The 19624-nt window shown below is 40.0% G+C and carries 23 protein-coding genes; 6 read left to right on the top strand and 17 right to left on the bottom strand.

All coding sequences use genetic code 11. The features are described 5' to 3' along the window. Positions 1-111: 111 nt before the first annotated feature. Positions 112-873: a rhomboid family intramembrane serine protease gene (locus LCL91_RS20130; RefSeq protein ID WP_098446057.1), complete on the top strand. Its 762-nt coding sequence runs from the start codon at positions 112-114 to the stop codon at positions 871-873. A 44-nt stretch (positions 874-917) separates the two neighbouring features. Here the strand turns inward: LCL91_RS20130 and LCL91_RS20125 are convergent, their stop codons facing one another. The 7 genes from LCL91_RS20125 to LCL91_RS20095 all read right to left on the bottom strand — a co-directional run bounded on the left by LCL91_RS20125 (position 918) and on the right by LCL91_RS20095 (position 6011). After that, a complete protein-coding gene (locus LCL91_RS20125) occupies positions 918-1688 on the bottom strand; it encodes an STAS domain-containing protein (RefSeq protein WP_224885120.1) in 771 nt (256 codons plus the stop codon). Then, the gene (locus LCL91_RS20120; RefSeq protein ID WP_224885118.1) at positions 1672-2331 is read right to left on the bottom strand and encodes a cobalamin B12-binding domain-containing protein; all 660 of its coding nucleotides are present in this window, start codon (positions 2329-2331) and stop codon (positions 1672-1674) included. Before LCL91_RS20120 ends, LCL91_RS20125 begins: the two co-directional genes overlap by 17 nt. Before the next feature lie 4 nt (positions 2332-2335). Beyond that, positions 2336-2716, bottom strand: a complete 381-nt coding sequence (locus LCL91_RS20115; RefSeq protein WP_224885116.1) for a hypothetical protein — start codon at positions 2714-2716, stop codon at positions 2336-2338. Then, positions 2713-3018 (bottom strand): antibiotic biosynthesis monooxygenase family protein, encoded by a 306-nt coding sequence (locus LCL91_RS20110; RefSeq protein ID WP_098446053.1) that lies wholly within the window; start codon positions 3016-3018, stop codon positions 2713-2715. Before LCL91_RS20110 ends, LCL91_RS20115 begins: the two co-directional genes overlap by 4 nt. A gap of 22 nt (positions 3019-3040) precedes the next feature. Further along, on the bottom strand, positions 3041-4483 hold the full coding sequence (locus LCL91_RS20105; protein ID WP_224885115.1) for a PH domain-containing protein: 1443 nt from the start codon (positions 4481-4483) through the stop codon (positions 3041-3043). Then, complete coding sequence (locus LCL91_RS20100) at positions 4476-4958, bottom strand: PH domain-containing protein (protein ID WP_224885113.1); 483 nt, start codon at positions 4956-4958, stop codon at positions 4476-4478. Before LCL91_RS20100 ends, LCL91_RS20105 begins: the two co-directional genes overlap by 8 nt. 156 nt (positions 4959-5114) lie before the next feature. Then, the gene (locus LCL91_RS20095; RefSeq protein ID WP_224885111.1) at positions 5115-6011 is read right to left on the bottom strand and encodes a hypothetical protein; all 897 of its coding nucleotides are present in this window, start codon (positions 6009-6011) and stop codon (positions 5115-5117) included. Between the two features lie 355 nt (positions 6012-6366). Between LCL91_RS20095 and LCL91_RS20090 the strand changes: the two genes are divergently transcribed. Further along, complete coding sequence (locus LCL91_RS20090) at positions 6367-7005, top strand: O-methyltransferase (protein ID WP_224885109.1); 639 nt, start codon at positions 6367-6369, stop codon at positions 7003-7005. A 44-nt stretch (positions 7006-7049) separates the two neighbouring features. Here the strand turns inward: LCL91_RS20090 and LCL91_RS20085 are convergent, their stop codons facing one another. After that, positions 7050-8039 carry an NADPH:quinone oxidoreductase family protein gene (locus tag LCL91_RS20085; RefSeq protein ID WP_224885107.1) on the bottom strand — a complete coding sequence of 330 codons (990 nt, stop codon included), beginning with the start codon at positions 8037-8039 and terminating at the stop codon, positions 7050-7052. Positions 8040-8167: 128 nt separating this feature from the next. Between LCL91_RS20085 and LCL91_RS20080 the strand changes: the two genes are divergently transcribed. Beyond that, positions 8168-8752 (top strand): TetR/AcrR family transcriptional regulator, encoded by a 585-nt coding sequence (locus LCL91_RS20080; RefSeq protein WP_224885105.1) that lies wholly within the window; start codon positions 8168-8170, stop codon positions 8750-8752. Positions 8753-9015: 263 nt separating this feature from the next. Here LCL91_RS20080 and uvsE read toward each other — a convergent pair whose 3' ends face one another. After that, positions 9016-10023, bottom strand: coding sequence for a UV DNA damage repair endonuclease UvsE (uvsE, locus tag LCL91_RS20075; RefSeq protein WP_224885103.1), 1008 nt, complete (start codon positions 10021-10023; stop codon positions 9016-9018). Between the two features lie 106 nt (positions 10024-10129). On the opposite strand from uvsE, the gene LCL91_RS20070 reads away from it, so the two are divergent. Continuing rightward, positions 10130-10987, top strand: coding sequence for a DegV family protein (locus LCL91_RS20070; protein WP_224885100.1), 858 nt, complete (start codon positions 10130-10132; stop codon positions 10985-10987). A gap of 151 nt (positions 10988-11138) precedes the next feature. After that, positions 11139-13082: an FAD-dependent oxidoreductase gene (locus tag LCL91_RS20065; RefSeq protein ID WP_224885098.1), complete on the top strand. Its 1944-nt coding sequence runs from the start codon at positions 11139-11141 to the stop codon at positions 13080-13082. A 55-nt stretch (positions 13083-13137) separates the two neighbouring features. Here LCL91_RS20065 and LCL91_RS20060 read toward each other — a convergent pair whose 3' ends face one another. The 5 genes from LCL91_RS20060 to mscL form a co-directional block, all read right to left on the bottom strand. Next, a complete protein-coding gene (locus LCL91_RS20060; RefSeq protein ID WP_224885096.1) occupies positions 13138-13893 on the bottom strand; it encodes a nucleotidyltransferase domain-containing protein in 756 nt (251 codons plus the stop codon). A gap of 87 nt (positions 13894-13980) precedes the next feature. After that, complete coding sequence (locus tag LCL91_RS20055; RefSeq protein WP_224885094.1) at positions 13981-14310, bottom strand: tRNA-binding protein; 330 nt, start codon at positions 14308-14310, stop codon at positions 13981-13983. 42 nt (positions 14311-14352) lie between these two features. Further along, positions 14353-15027 carry a nucleotidyltransferase domain-containing protein gene (locus LCL91_RS20050; RefSeq protein WP_224885092.1) on the bottom strand — a complete coding sequence of 225 codons (675 nt, stop codon included), beginning with the start codon at positions 15025-15027 and terminating at the stop codon, positions 14353-14355. 74 nt (positions 15028-15101) lie between these two features. Beyond that, positions 15102-15812, bottom strand: coding sequence for an alpha/beta hydrolase (locus LCL91_RS20045; RefSeq protein ID WP_224885090.1), 711 nt, complete (start codon positions 15810-15812; stop codon positions 15102-15104). Positions 15813-15908: 96 nt separating this feature from the next. Then, positions 15909-16412: a large conductance mechanosensitive channel protein MscL gene (gene mscL / locus LCL91_RS20040; RefSeq protein WP_224885145.1), complete on the bottom strand. Its 504-nt coding sequence runs from the start codon at positions 16410-16412 to the stop codon at positions 15909-15911. A gap of 174 nt (positions 16413-16586) precedes the next feature. Here mscL and LCL91_RS20035 point away from each other — a divergent pair, with 174 nt between their 5' ends. Beyond that, the gene (locus LCL91_RS20035; protein WP_224885088.1) at positions 16587-17801 is read left to right on the top strand and encodes a DUF819 domain-containing protein; all 1215 of its coding nucleotides are present in this window, start codon (positions 16587-16589) and stop codon (positions 17799-17801) included. A gap of 57 nt (positions 17802-17858) precedes the next feature. Here the strand turns inward: LCL91_RS20035 and LCL91_RS20030 are convergent, their stop codons facing one another. The 3 genes from LCL91_RS20030 to LCL91_RS20020 all read right to left on the bottom strand — a co-directional run bounded on the left by LCL91_RS20030 (position 17859) and on the right by LCL91_RS20020 (position 19617). Continuing rightward, positions 17859-18608, bottom strand: coding sequence for an SDR family oxidoreductase (locus LCL91_RS20030; protein ID WP_224885086.1), 750 nt, complete (start codon positions 18606-18608; stop codon positions 17859-17861). 110 nt (positions 18609-18718) lie between these two features. Further along, on the bottom strand, positions 18719-19183 hold the full coding sequence (locus LCL91_RS20025; protein WP_224885084.1) for a thioredoxin family protein: 465 nt from the start codon (positions 19181-19183) through the stop codon (positions 18719-18721). Continuing rightward, positions 19180-19617: a disulfide oxidoreductase gene (locus tag LCL91_RS20020; protein WP_224885082.1), complete on the bottom strand. Its 438-nt coding sequence runs from the start codon at positions 19615-19617 to the stop codon at positions 19180-19182. Before LCL91_RS20020 ends, LCL91_RS20025 begins: the two co-directional genes overlap by 4 nt. Positions 19618-19624 lie beyond the last annotated feature (7 nt).

Below are 19624 nucleotides of genomic sequence, written 5' to 3'. Positions count from 1 at the left end.
TTTTTCCTATGGCTATGCTAAACTTATAAGCAATAACCATTTCGATTTTATATAAAGCGAGCAGTCAATTCTAACATTTACACTTTGGTTTCCAAGAAAGGTGGTCAACAAATGTTCGTGCGAAATGAAGATTTCCGCTCATTTATTCGTTATTATCCTATCATCTCCATACTTATTGGTATACATATCCTCCTCTTCGTTCTAGTAAACCTATTTGGAATGTTCTCAATACTGAGGTTGGGGGTAGGTTACAACAGAGCGATTGAACTAGGAGAATACTGGAGACTCATCACTCCAATCTTCCTTCATGGTGGATTTGCCCACGTTCTCTTTAATTCCTTTTCACTTTACCTCTTTGGACCTGCTCTCGAGCAAATGCTCGGTAAAGCAAAGTTCTTGATTGGATATTTTGGGGCTGGGATTATTGCGAACATCGCTACATTCTATTTGCAGGATAGTAACTTTAGTCATGTCGGTGCCTCAGGTGCTATTTTTGGATTGTTTGGCATCTATTTTTACATGGCTTTCTATCGTAAAGAATTAATCGACCAGGCAAATTCCCAACTCATACTAATGATCCTCGGAATTGGACTTGTCATGACGTTCATTAGTCCAAATATTAATATTCTTGGACACCTCTTTGGCTTCATTGGAGGAGCGGCACTTGCACCTATTCTTTTAATTGGTGCGAAGCCTTTTATTAATCGAGGGATCGTTCGCGTAAGACGAACAGCTGATAGTGGAGAAATTCGCTTTAAGCCAAATCGATGGCAGCGAAGAAAAATCCGAACTGGACCTTCTGGTGGTGGGAAAATTATCTGGGGGATTTTTATCGGTCTTGTGATACTTGGTTTTATAGCAAGATATTTATAATGAAAATGATAGTATTAAAGACCAGTGATCTCATCACTGGTCTTTTACATGAAAGACTCATTTAAATAGTAGCTAACGGCGTTTTTTAAATTTCCTGTTATATCAAAATGTTGGTGTAACGTAAAGTCATGATTCGCTAGATGTCGGGCATGGCTTGGATTAATCCCACATAAAATCGGAGAAACCCCGACTACTTCGAGCATACTACAAAACGAAATCAGTGCAAGCACACCACTAGCGTGTACTTCACCAATCCCACTAAAATCTAGAATGACACGTTCATAATCGCCATTCTGAAGCGTTTGTAACAGCTGATGCTCATTAACTCGAAACAGGTTTTCCTCAAGCTCGCCAAACAATGGAATAATGCCAAGTGACGTTGAAATGGGGAGGAAAGGGCTAGAAAGCTTTTTCACTTTCACTAAAGCTGCTTCAAGCTCTTCTTTTTTATCCAACAAATCAAAATTTGTATCCGCAAGTCTTTCCTGCTGTTTTTGAAGCGCATTTGATAGTTTTTCCAATCGTTCATCTTGCCTTACACACACAAGCTGTCCTCCACCATTATTGGACCACTTTGCATAAACATGAAAGAGAGAATAAGGAGACTGGGCAGTACCCATAACTAATTCAACCTCTGTTTCTTTCAAAAGCGGATTCAGCATTTTTGCAGCTTTCGTTCGACTATCGATGTCAACTAACTCTAAAAAAGAAGAACGAGGAGAAAAAGCTTCCGTTGCAAGCTTTGATTGCGAAAGAATGTTTAGTTCCTCATCAACTAAAAAAGCAGGGAGTGGATGATCATTTATATCGAACATTATTCATACTCCCTTTCCGCTCATCCAACCATTCACGAACACGATGTAAATCCGGAACCAACGTTGTATGTTCAGAACAATATTTAGACAAGTTGTACTGTGAGGTAAGCCTCCCTCCAACTAAGACTTCAGGAGGATTTTCCAACGCTTCAAGCTCCGTGACATAACGATTTAATCGCTCAGCATGGTACAAGATTGCAACCGAAATACCAACAACTGATGCTCCCCATTTCTCTGTTTTTTCTAAGGCATATTCTAGAGGTAAATTGGCTCCAAACAACTTTGTTTGCCAACCATATTCTTGAAAGAGTAACGATATCATTTTTAAGCCTAAATAATGCTGTTCTTGTTCAATACAAAGAAAAAGGGCTTTCGGGCCACCTTCGTTCTTATTCGTAATTTTCCTAAAATGGGCATATCGTGAAAGAACATAATCACACGTAGTCGTAGCTAAGTGCTCGTCCGCAACTGATATCTCGTTTTCTTCCCATAGCTTACCAATGCGCTGCATGGCTTTCGTAAGAGCTTCAAAAGTTAAATGGCTATTTGCCATCAATTCGTCCTGCTCTGTTATTCTTTCCCACGCTTGATCTTGATCACCTTCAAGAAAATCATCTGTTAACCCTTTTATATCTATCGACACATGCTCACCTCTTTGTATACGAAGAACTATCAACTGTTAATTCTTCCAGCTCTGCAAGACCTATTTTTAACGTTTTAAGATAATCTTCCTTCTCCTCGAACGACTCAGATGCACGCAATTCATTTTCTAGACGCTTAAAATTATCAATTAAGTGCTCGGTTTTCATCCCTCTAGCAGTTAGAATGTTGTTTAACCATAAAACATAGTCAACAAAAAAATCATTCGAATCCAGGTTGCGTGCCGAATTCAAGTGTTTGATGTGATGATAATTATCTTCACGACACTTCACACGCCCCTGCTCCCCGAACTTGTCTAATAGTTCCGGCATATCATGGTAGATACCCTGAACAACCCGGTCAATAATCGCGTCGATTTGATTCATCATTCCGCTACAACCTTAAAACGAGATACTTTTGGTTTTATCGCCGCAAGCTCCTGATCAGGATATTTTTTTTCAAGGTCATGTATTTCTTTATAAGAAGGACTTTTAATCCAAGTTAAAAAAGATTCTTTCGTTTTCCACTTCATTTGAACAGTGAGTTCTGATGGTTTGCTCTCATTTTGGAGAAGTCGAAAAGATTCAAATCCCTCAAACTCATCCACTCGTCGCGAACGTGACTGATAAATGCCAATCACTTCATCTACTTTTTCTTCTGGTACGTTAATTACCGAATTAACAATGTACATATATACCCTCCTTACAGAAATGTTATACCTCTTCTTTTCTATTTTTTTTGGCACAGTAAGAATACCAATTTAAAAGATCTTCTCCATCTGTATGTTCAATATCTTTCACCCTAAATTGTTTTCCGGCAAAGCTTGATAAAATTGATACTTTGAAGGTCGTTAATTGTTTAGGCTCTTGAAGAAATGTTGACTCCATCTCCATGGCTTGAATGTTTTTTCTTGCTACGTATACTCTCGTTTTTGAAATTTGTCTAAATTGCAGAAGAGCGACGTCTTTTTTAATGCCCCAACCTGCATCGCGATAATGGAAATACCCAATGAAAAAGCAAATTGGCAATAACAAGAGTGAGAAAGCTCCGTATGGAACAAAGTAAGTTATTAATCCTACTGGTAATACGGCAGGGAGTAGGGTTCGAATGAAATAACGTCTTTTTGCTCTTAAAGGCAAGGAAGAACATTCTTCATGGATGGCCATCTCAGGTAGGATTTCCCCCAATAATGTTTTCACTCTTTTTCGTTTAACGAGTGGAAATAAAACGGTTGAAAACTGTTCCTCTTTTCCTCCACCGCCGCCACTTTCTACGTAAAGTACCGAATAACCAAAAGGTTGGCGAAGGAGACCTTCCACAATTCGAATCGCCTGAATGCGATGGACAGGAATGGTTAACTGACGCTTTTCCAGAATCCCTCTATTAATAATTAAATCATCCTCATGCCGCTTGAGAACAAACCCACCGTATTTTAGCACTGTACCAACCACTGAGAAAAACCATGATATCAAGAGGAGAAAGGCAACTGCAAGTAATAGAAATGGAAGTGTAGCATCCATCACCCGCTCTGTGAGACTTTCATAGAACTGATCAGGAATGAAATCATCTACTTGTGAGGCAATTGCCGCTACGAAGGAAAGAACAACTCCTATACCACCTGAAGTTGAAGCTGTAATCAGTAATTCTTTCCATGAAAGTTTATAAAGCAGCGGCGGTTTCTCCTCCACTTCTTCCATCAGTTCATTAGTGACCTCATTTTTTTTCTGATAAAGATTGCTTTTTAACAATTCCGCATCAGTCCGTCTTAACGCTGACATGACTACTTCCGGTTCCCCGCCACCCCCGGCAGTCTCAATTTGCACTTTAACGAGTCCAAATGCACGCTGTATTAAACCTTGAGAAAAATCAATCGATTGAATTCTCTCCCTAGGAATGAATCGCTTTTTACGAAAAATAAATCCCTGATGGATGCGTAGCTCATTGTTTTCAATGTGATATGTATAAAAGAACCATCCGAGCACTCCATTTCCTACGGTGAATAGAAGAAGTGCTCCAATCATTAGAAAGTGCCACCACGCGTAGCCATTTCCTCCTCCAACAAAAACAAAGAAAATCAGCGGGATGGCCGCTTCTTTAGCGTACTTTATAAAAGATAGCAACATGGCTGCTGAATGCAGGCGTTTTTTCTCAGACATCATCTTCGGCCACCCTTGCTAGAATCGAGATCCGATTTCTTAGCTCATCAGCAATTTCGTTTGAAAGAGCTGGTATTTCATGCGTCGTAGCTGCAGTTGAAATCGTTACCGATGACAGACGATAAGCTCGTAACAGCGGTCCCTGTCTCGTATCAACATGTTGAACTCGAACCATCGGAATGAGAGTTCGTTTCACAATAATGACGCCATGTTTCAGTTCAATCTCGTGTTCAGTGACTTCATATCTCCATTTTTTCCAGCGAAGTTTTGGTAGCAACCATGTCTGGAGAATGACAAATAGAAGAGCAAGCACACAACCTACCGCTAAAATCCATAAAGAGAGAGGTCGTACGATGACATGAACGACAAACAAACCACTTAGGAGTAAAATGGGAATAAGTGAAACCATTCCCCCTGTAATTTGCCATACTTTCAACCCTTTTGGGTCAATTCGTTTTGAAGGTTCCAGTCGCATCGGCTTCCTCACTTTCTATTGAGTAGTTATCATCTCTTAAGTATGAGAATAATTATATCATTCTTAGGTTATGGCTTCTATTCCTCTGTTTCATAATAAGAAAGGTTGGATAATAAAAAAACACGAGCTATTTTCAGCTCGAGTTTTTTACTCTTATTAAAAGTGATTTGATACGTAAGGACGTTCTGATTCTCTCATACTAACGATTTCTTTTTGTTGATGGTCAAAGATCGATAATATTTTAGTATCTGCATTATAAAAAGTTAAATGCTGCTCTGAACACTGAACTAGTTCACAACTCGGTATCGGGAATTTCTCCTGTCGACCTGTTTTAGAACAAATGTAAACAAGCTGATCACTTTTACCAGTTCTTCTGTTAATCCCATGGACGATTAAACTCCCGTTCCAGGAATGAATCGTTCGCGGTGAAAAATCAAGTTTAAACGTATTTTTAATTTGATACGTATCATCAAGTAAAAGAACCTGATCCTGGTAAGAAGCAGTAATCGATAGAGCAGCAACATAAACGCCCTCTTCAGCAACCATCATGTTTACCGGGGAATAGCCTGCTTCTAAAGGAATCACCTTTTTACCAGAATCACCGAATGTTGTTAACAGGGCCTCATCCCCTTCAACATGGTACGATGATACAATAAGCTGATTTCCTCTTCTTTTTAAATCACAAAAAATACCATTCACGTGCCACTGATGCGTCATTCTTGGGTCTTCCTTCGAAAACTCATAAATCCAACCGTTCCATTCTTCTCCTTCACACGCAATACAAATGGTTTCAGGATACTCATAAAAGCTTGGTTTACCATTTACTTGGAACGTTCTTAGTTGAGCAAGGCTATGAACAAAGACGTAAACCTCGACATGATTAGGCGAAAGTTGCTTGGTAAACCAATAATTTTGGTTTGAATCCCTCACAACATTAGAAAAGCCTTCTTCACTTGCGATTGGTAGTTTGGGTACATTGACCCGCTCAGATGTTTGGGTAGTGTGCTTATGCCCATCAGATTTTAGTGCTTTGCTCCCTTGCTCAAACGGCATTCTAAACGCTCCCTTCGTAATCAGCTGCCTTCTTCCGTTGAGGCAAGTAGGAAAAAGGATAGATGTTTGCAACCGATCCTTGCTGTTATTACTAGTTTAACAAACAATTCGTCAAGGGGGTATTGGGAAATAACAATATCTTTAGTAGGATTATTAGCGTGAATTGTTTCCTACTTTCCCAAGTATTGTGGAAAGTTATAGGTCTTTACTCCTCAGCATTAGAATGAAGCGAATTTCTCTACTGCTCCTTTTCCATTCGACGCTCCTTCAAAAGTAGCACTTTAACCTTGACAGCCACCTTTTACTGCATAACAATGAGTACGAATCCACTAATACGAGGAAGGATGAGATTTGCTTGGCACGTAACCACGATGAGTATATACACCATCTATTCGGAAATGAAGACGAAGCACTGCAATCAGTCAATGAAAGTATTCGTAAAAATGGTATGCCTGCTATCTCAGTTAAACCAGAGGTTGGGCGCTTTCTCTCTTTACTTGTGAGCATTGCTAAGCCACGAAACATTATGGAAATTGGAGCCTTGGGCGGCTATAGTGGTATTATGCTTGCTAGCGCACTTGATAAAGAAGGTTCACTTACGTCGCTCGAATTAGAGGAAGCTTATGCAAATGTCGCGAAAGACAACTTAAATAGGGCGGGTCTTGGCGATAAAGTTAAATATGTAATTGGTCCAGCTCTTCAGAACATGGATTCTCTACATAGTGCTGGTCAACAGTACGATTTTTTCTTTATTGACGCCGATAAAATCAATTACCCAAATTATTTTCAAGCCGCGTTAAAATTAGCTACACCAGGAGCTGTTATCGTAGCTGATAATACACTCCAGGGTGACAACGTTTTTGATGAAAATGTAACCACTGCTCATGTAACCGCTATACGCGAATTCAACGAACAAGTTGCCACTGATGAGAGAGTGGAAGCAATGCTTCTCCCTCTTTGCGATGGCCTTACCATTTGCCGAGTAAAGCCTTAACCGTAATAAATGAAAGGAGGCAGAGCTTTGCTCCGCCTCCCGTTTTAGAATGCAACGATTGTTCTGCCACGAACTTTGCCATTTAAAATGTTGCGTAATACTTCTGGTAGTTCATCAAGAGTAATTTCATTTTGAATAGCTTCAAGATGCTCAGATGGCTTGTATTCATCAGCAGCTTTTTTCCAAATCTCTTTCCGTTTTTCCATCGGACAGTACACAGAATCAATTCCTAATAAATTAACGCCTCTTAGAATAAAAGGAAATACTGTCGTAGGAACCTTTGGTCCGCCTGTAAGACCACTAACCGCCACAGCGCCGCCGTACATCGTGTTACTTAATACAGCTGCAAGTGTTTCTCCACCAACTGGATCCACTACGCCAGCCCACTTTTGCTTACCAATTGGCTTAAACCCTTCTGGAGCTACTTCTTCCCTGCCAACAATTGTAGTTGCGCCTAACTTTTTTAAATAGCTATGCTCAGATTCTTTCCCTGTGCTGGCTACAACTTCATATCCCTTTTTGGCAAGAATCGCAACAGCCATACTTCCAACGCCACCGGTAGCGCCCGTTACAAGGATAGGACCTTTGTCTGGCTTAATTCCTGCTTGTTCAATTTGGTAAACAGATAGCGCGGCCGTAAAACCAGCTGTTCCATAAACCATCGCTTCTTTAAGAGATAAACCATCGGGAAGCGGGACAATCCAGTCAGATTTCACTCTTGCGTATTCACTAAATCCGCCATAATGAGATACGCCTAATTCATAGCTCGTAACGATGACGCGGTCTCCTTCTTTCCAATCTGGATGATCCGATTCAGCCACAACTCCTGCAAGATCAATCCCTGGAACATGAGGGTAGTTTCTTACGATATTACCTTTTGGATGCGCTGCTAATCCATCTTTGTAATTCACGCTTGAATAATGAACTTTGATCAACACATCACCTTCAGGTAGGTCTTCCTTCGTAAATTCCTGAATTGCTATATTTGTATCATCCTCAACTTTATTAACAACTAATGCTTTAAATTGATCCATTTTTACTCCTCCTTGATCTTTCATTCGGTATAAGCTTAACAGAAATTATTCTGACTGGTCAATTAAACTAAATTCTTTAATCCTCATTTGAATTCCTGTATAATAATCTCTGTAAGGAGAGGACTCAAATGAACCGTAAAGCAGAGTTAAAACGGCAACAAATCATTAAAGCAGCTTATCAAGCCGTTTCTGATAAAGGTTACGAAGCCGTGACACTACAAGATATTGCGGATTATGCCAATGTAAGTAAAGGCGTTCCGAATTATTATTTTCAAAACAAAGAAGATGTCCTTGCTCATCTCCTCGCTCAAATTACGGAGCGAATTTATGAGAAAGAAAAAGAAGCGGTTGAAAAAGAAACATCTGCAGAAAGCATGCTTCAAGCTTATATAAATACTGTGTTTGTTAGTGCTGAAGAGAATGAGAAATTCTACCGTGTATATTTAGATTTTCTAGCACAGGCTACAAAAAACAACCGATATCGTGAGATCAACGAACGCTTTTACCAAAATTGCGCTTCAATTTCTAAGCAGATTTTAATGCAGGGAGCGAAGGAAAAAACATTTGTCGTGAACGATTTCGAAACGGCTGGTCGAGCCATACGGACTATGATTGACGGCTATATGATTCAATGGATGATGACCGGCGATCATTCACAACACAGGGCTTACAAACAGGCGTGTTATCAAGCCATTACCTCATACTTAAGCTAATGCGGCTCGTCCAGTCGCATTTTTCAATTCATTCCTTCTCCATTTTTAAGAATCATGTTAGAAGAGCCACTTGCAATGGATAAAACTCGCAGGTTCGGACACGCTAACTTCATGTAAGGAGGAGATATTATGGCAAAAGAAAAAAAACGTGGTATGAAGAAAGAACTTTCTCAGGCAGTTGACCACGCCAATGAAACTAAACCCTCAACAAAACAAAGAAGTAAACGAATCACAGAGTAAAACCGGGCAAAGCATGCCCGGTTTTACTTTATTCTAAATGTAGACCCATCAATGAGTTCGATATCATCTCGCTTCTTAATTTGTCCCATTAATTGAAATAAAGCCGCATCCTTCTGCTTCGCTTCAATCATGCAATCAATTTGCTCGGTACTTCCTTTTACTTTGTTCAAGAATGAAAAGAACCAATCAACATCTACATAATCAGCATGACTACGAAATTCTTGCTCGTTTTTTGGTGAGGAAATATGCATTTTAACAGGGAGTGGCGAGTTCTTCCAAGTACTAACCACTCTTTCCCAATCCTTCTCCCACTCTTTGGTATCATGGCAGGCCATATGGTGGTGATAGTCAAAAACCATTGGAACATTTAACTTCTCACATAAATAGAGCGTATCCAAAAGCGTGAAGGTTGTATCATCGTTCTCTAAAATAATGGTTTCTTGTATTTTCTTTGGGGTATACATCCAATTATGGATAAAGCGTTCAAGCGACAGCTCTTTGTCGTCATAACCCCCACCCACATGCAAGACACATCGATGGGTCGAATCGATGCCCATTCCCTCAAGAAGACGAACGTGCAAAGCGAGCATTTGAACAGAAGCTTGTAAGATTTCTTTTTTGGGAGAATTAAGCAGTACAAAATGATCTGGGTGAAAACCGATTCTCATTTTTTCTTTTTTTGCATAATCACCCAATTCTTTCAACTCATTTTTTAACGGTGTTAAATAATCCCATCCTTCCAGGGCCTCATGGTTAGCAAGAGGAATTAAGCGAGAACTTAACCGAAAGAAGTGGATGTCGTTCCCTTTATTATGTTTTAAAAGTCTGAGACAATTTTCTAAGTTTGATTGAGCGATCCGCTCAAGCTTACGTATCGCGGCCTCTTTGTTTTTGATTTTCTGAAATTGAGCGTAAGTCATCGTCTGAGACGGAGAGCTGTTTACAAGTTCTGTACTCATAGCGACATAGCCAAGTTGAATGATTGTCAATTTGTTCTCACCTCTCAAAAATCTTTCTATTAGGCTGTCCATTTCACTCTTCATACATGAGCAATAACTTCCCCTCGATTAGGAGTGGATGCGTGGTACAATAGACGTAATACCTGGATGCGGGTAATAATAAAAAAGGGGTAATTGTATGGCAACTCGAATCATTACTGACAGCAGTGTTGACTTCCCTGAAGAACTGCTCAATGAATTGAACGTAACGGTCGTTCCACTCAACCTTCTCTTTGGTGACGAAGAATACAAAGCTGGAGTAGATCTTGATACACCGACGTTCTATCAAAAACTCAAAAAATCAAAAGAACTTCCTAAGTCTTCTGCCCCGTCACCCCAGGACTTTCTTACAAAATTTGAAGAAACTAGTCCGGAAGACGATATTCTCGTAGTAGCGCTTTCTGAAGCACTTAGTAGTACGTATGACAACGCTGTTTTAGCGAAAAACATGTTTCATGAGGAACATCCTGACCGAAACATTGAAGTGATCAACTCTAAAACAGCTTCATCCGGGCTTGGGATTATTGTTTATCATGCGGCTGAGATGGCACGCGATGGTCATAGTTTTAATGACATTGTTGAACAAGCACACGAGTATACAGAAGATACGCTCACGATGTTTTTACTTGATACACTTGAGAACGTTATCAAGGGAGGACGCCTTGATCGAGTGAGAGGAACCATTGCTTCTGCCCTTAATATTAAGCTCCTTATGAAAGCAAGTGATGACGATGGCTCGCTTGAAGTCCTTGATAAAATTCGTGGGAATAAACGAGCTGTTCGTCAATTCATTCAGAAGATCGGAGACTATGGCCATAACCTGGAAGATAAAGTAATTGCAGTTGCTCATAGTAACTGTGAAGACAAAGCCCGGGCATTGATTGACCAAATTCAAGAACGCTATCCGTTTAAACAAGTGATTCTCTCAACTATGGGCCCACTTATCGGAACATACGCCGGAGAAGGTGGACTTCTGGTCTCATTTAAGAAAAACTAAAAAGCATGTTTAGAAAGAGCGCCGAGGCGCTCTTTTTTATGTATTATCATCGTTCCTCACAAAAAATAAATAAAAAAAGCGCTTTCTTTACAGGAAATGAATGACCATTCATCGAAATGTGTTCAAAACGAAGAAGTGTGGTGAATGGTAAATGAAGTGGGAAAAATTATTTGAGCCTATTCAATTAAGAAAACTGACCTTGCCGAACAGAGTGATGATGGGGTCGATGCACCTTGGAATGGAAGGAAGTAAAGATCAGGAGGATGCACTCATTTCCTTCTATACTGAACGGTCAGGTGATAACGGTCCTGGACTGATTGTGACTGGTGGCATTTCCGTTTCTCCCGAAGGAGATGGAGGACATCATTTTCTAGGATTCTACAGGGAAGATGATCTTAGAGTGATGAAACGACTTACAGATAGCGTCCATGAGGCAAACGGACGCATTGCTGCGCAACTTTTTCACGCTGGTCGATATGCCTATTCACAAATGAATGGCGTGCCATCCGTCGCCCCCTCTCCTATAAAATCGCCTATACACAGAGAGGTTCCAGAAGAATTAACTGAAATCGATATCCTTAATTTGCTTGAATCCTATGCAGAAGCAGGGAGAAAAGCGAAAGCTGTTGGCTTTGATGCCGTAGAAATTATGGGTTCTGAAGGGTATTTAATTAATCAATTCCTGTCACCGAGGACGAATAAGCGATCAGATAAGTGGGGAGGTAATTTTGAGAATCGCACCCGGTTTGCGATTGAAGTACTGAAATCTGTTCGAAACGCTGTTGGAGACGATTATCCTATTATTTTTCGAATGTCAGGTCTCGATCTTGTGCCTGATTCTTCAACACCTGAAGAAACGATCCAACTTGCAAAGAAGTTAGAAGAGCATGAGGCCGATATTTTAAATATTGGTATTGGTTGGCACGAATCAACTGTCCCAACAATTTCAATGATGGTGCCACGCGCTGGCTTCATTGAACCTGCTCTCAAAATTAAAGAATCCGTTAACATCCCGGTCATTGGTAGCAATCGGATTAATGATCCACTTCTAGCAGAAGAACTGCTTTATAAACTCGATATGGTTTCGATGGCGAGACCATTCCTTGCTGATGCTAATTTACTAGCAAAAGCAAAAGGACAAGCTCTTGATCAAATCAATACTTGTATTGCTTGTAATCAGGCGTGCCTTGATCATGCCTTTGAAGGAAAAGCCGTCTCTTGCCTTGTTAACCCTCGTGCTGGAAGAGAACATAAATGGACAATAAAAAAAGCGGACAAAACAAAAACAGTTGTTGTGATTGGTGGCGGAGTCGCCGGAATGGAGGCAGCGAGAGCCCATGCTGAACTAGGCCATACGGTTACGCTTTACGAAGCGAACGAAGCCATTGGCGGGCAATTTAATCTGGCGAGAAAAATCCCAATAAAAAAAGAATTCGATGAGACCATTCGTTACTACACAACAGAGCTAAACCGATTAGGCGTTCAAATTAACGTTAATCATAAACCGAATGCTGACGACTTGCTAGCCCACTCACCTGATCTCGTTGTACTGGCAACAGGTGTTGTTCCAAGGCTGCCTGTCATCAATGGCATTAAACACGCCATTCCATATCCTGAAATTCTTTCTGGGGACCGAGAAGTTGGAAAAAAAGTCATTATCATTGGTGCAGGTGGAATTGGGTGTGATGTCTCACACTTTCTGATTGAAAAAGGAGTTCATGACATTCTTCTTCTCAGACGAAACGGAAAAATGGGAGAAGGGCTTGGAAAGACGACAAAATGGGCGATGTTGCAAGACTTGAAGCAAAATGGGGTTACGTTCAGAACCAACCTTTCATACGAAGAAATCACGCCTGAAGGGTTAAAGATTACAAACAGCGAGACAGGTGAACAGGAATTCCTAGAAGCTGATACCATCATCCTGGCTGCTGGCCAAGAGTCAAATATACCTGAAGAATTTGAAGATCTATCACAAAGAGGGATCGATATAGCTGTGATCGGTGGTGCACGACTTGCTGGAGAGCTTGATGCTAAGCGAGCGATCTATGAAGGAGCAAAAATTGCTTTTGAACCTGAGACAATTTTTGTTCAGTAACCTTTCATAACAAAAAAGGTGCTTAGAGCACCTTTTTTGTTATTTCTATTTTCAATCAAATTATTTCAATTATCTGTTTAAGAAATGCGCTACTGTACGTTGTTCCTTGAAGCTGATTTTGTATCCAGCCCTCTTCTTCTATGAGCCAATTTCTTATCAATTGCACTGCTTTTTCATGCTCGTGTGTCGTCATATGCTGGAAGATTTCATTCGTTTTTTCAAGGTTCACTTCTTCAAGTGTTTTGTGGAGCGCTTTTAATCCAAGCTGCGCTCTCTCAGGATGGTAATGGTGGAGAACGACTCGTGAATAGTGAACCATGACTTGATTCAATAAGTGAACCGACCAAATATCATTCCCTCTTCTTCTGGACTTTTCATATTGAAACAAGAAGAATGCCGTATCATCAACATGATCAATAAACTCTTGTTTCGATAAAGTTAACTGTTCGTTAAAATGACTTAGACATTGATGTGGATCGTAAAGTACTCTGCAAAAATCTTTTTCAATTAATGTTTCAGCAGTTACTGTAAACAAATCAAGATGCAACAAATTATCAAACACAGCAATCACTTGTGGCGCAATAATAAAGATTTCATCATAGAAAAGAAGACTCCTATAGGCTTCTAAATAGCTTTTTCGTTTCTTTAGGAAAGCCTCCACATCTCCCTCATCAACAAGGCAATAAAGATCAACATCTGAATTATCATCATGCTCGTCCCGTCCCATTGATCCTTTAAGAAACACCGCTTTTACGAGTGGTTCCTCTTTAAGATGATCTGTTATGACTCTTACTGCTTCTTCCTGTTTCAACTCCCCAACTCCAATCCTTCATCAAAATCGATCATTACCTAGCGAAAAAGCTGATGGACAACAAAAAAGAGTGCTAAAGCACACTCCTCATCCTAGCTTATCGCCATTCTTTACTTTTTGATCAGGCTGTATCAAAACAACACCTTTTTCTCCATATATACCAAGAACCAGTATTTCTGACATAAAATCAGCAATTTGCCGTGGAGGAAAGTTTACGACCGCCATCACTTGTTTACCAATTAAATCTTCAATCTCATAAAGATCCTTGATTTGTGCACTAGACTTCTTAATACCAATTTCTTTACCAAGATCAACTTTTAGTTGGTAAGCTGGCTTTTTCGCCTTTTTAAAATCATTGACTTCAATAATCTCGCCTACTCGAATATCAAGCTTCATAAAATCATCAAACGTTGCCATTCTATTCACCCTGCCTTTTACTTCTTTAGGAGCATGATCCTCTTAATCAGATTCTCGTTCTATGAGCGAATTCCTGCTTAAGCGTTTCTGAACAAATTGTTGCACAGCAAATCTGATTTCTTCTTCCGTTCGTTGCTGATGATTATGACCAAATAAAAAGCCCGAATAAAGCTCAACAAGGAAGCGATTGCTCGCCTCTATTTGCATCGAATAGAGTTCTGAAAGTGTTAATGGATATTGAGAAGTGGCGAGAAAGTGTTCAATGCGAAGTATGTACATAAGATCGTTTAGTAATTCGTAAGAGTTGATTGGAGAAACAAACTGCTTTATTCGACTGTCAATCGAGAGCAATAATGTTATGAGACCACTCTTTATTTTATTTCTTGAAGGTAGGACAAATGGTGTCTCTCCGTAGATCTTCAATTGCTCAAAACACGGTGCTACATATTCTTTCGAACCATTGGCTACATCTCTAAAATCTTTCAAGCATACCTCTCTCATATCTAGAGAAATACCCATTAATTCTGGCAAAGAGGGTGATTTTATCAGTGGTTCGTTATAAAAGCACCAAATATCCAAATCGGAATATGGACCCGCTTCTCCTCGTGCAAAGCTTCCAGTAATCACAACGCCCTTTAACAATGGATTTTTCAATCGATCAACAAGACGTTTTGCGTATTTTTCAATCATTAGTGGAGTGATTAGTACATGTCGCATCTCATTTTCTCCTTTTCACCAAGACCCTTAGAAAAAGCTTGCAAGGACGAAGCCGGTCCGTCGTTCTTTTCTACTTATTTATCTTCATTAGTTTTAGTTTCACTTGTTAAAAATCGGTAAACGGAATCAATTACCTCATTACGATCTGCCCCATGACAGATAAGGTGCTTTGAATTCTCCATCACCTTAACCTGTTTCTCTTCTGAACCGATGAGGTTGTATATCGCATCTGCCGTTTTATAAGGAACGAGCCCATCCAGTTTTCCTTGAAGAATCATCGTAGGAGTGAAAACAGATTCAAACGAAGGCTTAAGATGTTGCACCAGCTTACGAAATTCTAGCGAAGCAACAAATGGTGTACTTCTCACCTTTCGACTATAACGAATAAACAATTCGTTTTTGAATAGTTGTCCTCTACATAGGTCCGTTACCATCCCTCCAATGTCTTTAACCATTTGAATGGGATGAATATATTGAAGCGCTGCGCTTAATAAAACTAACTTATTCACTTGATACTTTGTCGCCAAATAACCAGCTAGAACGCCGCCCATAGAAAAGCCTATAACGTATACGGTGTCGCATTGCTCTAGTAAGTGTTGGAGATGAGATTCAGCCGTATCAATCCATTGCTGGAAAGTAATACCGCGAAGCGAATCTTGTTCACCATGCCCTGGAAGCGTTGGAGATGAAACGACCCAATTTGTATGGCTTCGAAAATATTCTGCCAGCGGTTCCACTTCATAAGGTGCACCAGTAAATCCATGTATGAGCAAACAACCGATCATATTCGTTCCCTCACCTTTCCTCCTAAAGTTTACTTTTTATAATACCACCAGGAGAAAAAAGTTAACCGGTTATTGTGCTGTTAATCCAATCCGTTTTTAACGCTTTGTAACTTTTGATCCTTTGCTATAGTGAATTGCTAAAGAAGCTTTCCTTTCATCTTGAAGCGATGTTGAGCAATTGGGGCAAATCACCGCTTTAGAAGGAATGGGTGTACAACAGTACGGACATTCCTTACGAGTCATTGAATTTATTGGATCCTGTCCAGGTTTGCGCCATCTATTTAGTTGTCGAACAACTAGAAAGACGGAGAAAAAAATGATTAAAAAGCGGATGGAAGTCGTTAAAAAAACACCATAATTAATTGTTGCGGCTCCCGCTTCTTTCGCATCGGAAAGGGAAGGATAGTAATGTCCATTCAAACTAATATACAAATCCGCAAAATTAATTTGTGCTAAAACAAGACCGACTGGCGGAAGAATAATGTCCGAAACGAGTGAATCGATAAAACTGCTAAATGCTGCACCGAGAACAATACCTATCCCCATATCAGCTGCATTTCCTCTAATAGCAAAATGGCGGAATTCATTTAATAGACCGATGGGAATTCACTCCTTTAAGCTCACTCTACACAATATGTATGCGGCATTCATACAAGCTATGAATTTTTTTAATGGTTGTAATTTTTCTATAATTTTTTATAAAAGCTTCATAAGCCTGATAGATGATATAATGTTTTTTTGCGACTATAGTCTAACATCAAGGAGTGAACAATCATGACATTTGCCCTAGCCTGGTCAAAGGCTAATCCCTTAATTGAGGATCCGATGGCTGTGTTTGTCTATCTAACAGTTGTCGTTGGATTAATCTTTATGCTTGGCGAATCAAAAAACGCTGTAATGCAAAAGATTTTCCACTACGCCCCTCCATTAATTTGGACATACTTTATTCCAATGCTCTCAACGACCTTTGCTATTATTCCGCAAGAGTCAAGTTTATATGGATTTGTATCCACATATATTCTTCCTGTCGGCTTATTGCTGTTACTGTTATCAGCTAACGTTCCGGCTACACTTCGATTAGGACCAAAAGCACTACTCATGTTCCTTGCTGGTACGATCGGTGTCATTATCGGTGGGCCAATTGCTCTTGCCATTTTCCAACCATGGTTACCAGAGAATGCTTGGACAGGTGTTGCTGCTCTAGCAGGAAGCTGGATTGGTGGATCAGCGAACATGGCAGCAATGATCGAAGCAGTCGGAACACCAAAAGAAATATTATCCCCCATTATCGTTGTCGATACGGTTGTTGGTTATAGCTGGATGGGAATTATGATTTTCCTTGCAGGATTCCAAGATAAATTTAATAAGTGGAACAAAGCAGATGACTCAGTTATTCAAAGCGTGAATAAAGAAATGAATGATATTCAACGTAAGAATGAACGTCCTATTCAAGTTCCTCAGCTATTAGGCTTACTTGGACTTGCCTTTGGTGTCTCTTACATCGTATTAAAAATTTCTGAGAACCTACCACAAACGGCCGTTCTTTCTACAACGACATGGACCGTTATGATTATTTCAGCTATCGGTATTCTGTTCTCTTTCACCCCTGTGAAAAAGTTAGAGGGATATGGAGCTAGTAAAGTCGGCTATACTGCCATATATCTTTTGCTCGCAACAATTGGGGCTAGAGCCGATCTTGCATATGTAGTCGATTCTCCCCAATATGTACTAATGGGTATTGTATGGCTTAGTATTCATATTCTTGTTATTTTTATTGCAGCACGATTACTGCGTGCCCCACTTTTCTTTGTTGCCGTTGGATCACAAGGAAATATTGGTGGAACAAGTTCAGCTCCAATCGTGGCTTCTGTCTTTCAACCCTCACTTGCTCCGGTTGGACTATTGATGGGAATTGTAGGTAACGTTGTTGGTAGCTATGCAGCTGTGCTCTGTGCTCAATTGGCTAGGATGGTCGCCACAATGTTTTAGCTTCTTTTACAAAGAAAAAATCCGTCCTCCTTTAGGGGGACGGATTTTTCTATACCTTTATCCTTGTGAAGTAGGGCGAACAAGAACTTCGTTAATGGACACACTATCAGGTTGGCCAACAGCGTAATAAATTGCATCTGCAATCGCTTGGGGATCGAGTGGATCGAGACCATTTGGACCACGATTGTTTAACTTCTCTTGTACATCTTCATCAGTAATTGTATTCGTTAATTCTGTTGCAACTGCTCCTGGTGAAATGATTGTCGCTCGGATATTTGTAGAAGGAGACATCTCTTTCCGTAGACCTTCTGTAATGGCTCTTACTGCAAATTTCGTACCGCAATACACTGCACCGGCTGGCATAATTTCGTGCCCCGCGACAGAAGAAACATTAATGATATGACCTGATTTTCTTTCTTCCATATGAGGAAGGACGCCAGCAATACCGTAAAGTACGCCCTTTATGTTAACATCGACCATTTTATCCCATTCATCAATTTTAAGTTTGTTCATGAAGGATAGTGGCATCAATCCTGCGTTATTGATGATGACGTCGATCTGTCCATACTGCTCAATCGTTTTATCAGCAAGAGCTTGCATTTGCTCTCTTGACGTCACATCCGTTTTTTGAATGATCGCTTCTCCACCGCTATTAGTGATTTCTTTCTTCAGCTCTTCAAGGCGATCCTCACGTCGCGCTGCAAGAACTACCTTCGCCCCGTCTCCGGCAAGTTTCTTTGCTGTTGCTTCGCCGATTCCACTACTTGCTCCAGTAATAATTACGACTTTTCCATTAATATGACTCATGATAATCCACCTTTCCTTTTATCTACGTCTTTCTAGTTCCCGCTTGACTCACCAATAAACATTAGGATGTGTTCAAACAAAAAAGCACCTGGCATAGGTGCTTTCGCTAGTTACTTATTTTGTTCAATCCATTGTTTAAACGTTTCTTCTGTTTGAGTTCCAACAATGCGATCCACTTCTTTCCCATCTTTAAACCGGACGAGGGTTGGTGTTGATTCAATTTGATAGTCATTCCAACCTTGTTCAAATTCCAGGACATTGTACTTCTTTAGGTCAATATCCATATCTTCTGCGAGTGGCACAAGGATCGGAGAGGTGTTTTTACAATGAATGCAAGTTGGGCTATAGAAATAGACAAATACATCATCTTCGTTAGAAAGTTTTTTATCGAGCTCATCAGGAAGAATTTGATTTTGGTAAAGCGGATCATCGAGCTGATCGATCGTTGCAGGATCTAGTGTGTCTTTCCCATAAGGATTCCCCTCTGCTTTTTCACTATTGCTGTAATTTGTAACAAATGCGAGCGCTCCAAATAATACGATAATGATACCAAGAAAAATAATAGCTTTTTTCATACGTTTTTCTCCTTTTTCGTCTGCTTATTTAAGAAAATCATAAGAATCGTAATGGATAGAAAAGCAATGAATGCTAGAAACGGAATCGTGATAAACCCGGCGTAGTTAATATACTCTCCCGTACAAGGAACTCTCCCGCAAGCGGGCGCTGATTCTGCAAAAAAAGATGTTTTTTGAATCAAATAATGATAAAGAGAAACACATACACCAATGACCGATAACGGCAAGACATATAGCCACTGTGACGCATCTTTTCTTATCATAGCTATTCCAAGGAAAATGACTAAAGGATACATAAGAATTCGTTGATACCAACAAAGCTCACATGGTTCATATTTCATTACTTCAGAAAAATACAAACTTCCAGCAAGGGCAAGGACTGAAGTAGCCCAGGCGCCAAATAACAAATATTCACTTTTTTGCTCAGGTTTCACAGCTGTA

The organism is Guptibacillus hwajinpoensis (genome assembly GCF_020171785.1).
GTDB lineage: Bacteria > Bacillota > Bacilli > Bacillales > Guptibacillaceae > Guptibacillus > Guptibacillus sedimenti.
Note: the sequence above shows the minus strand (reverse complement) of the source record. Positions and strands in the feature narration are given on the sequence as shown.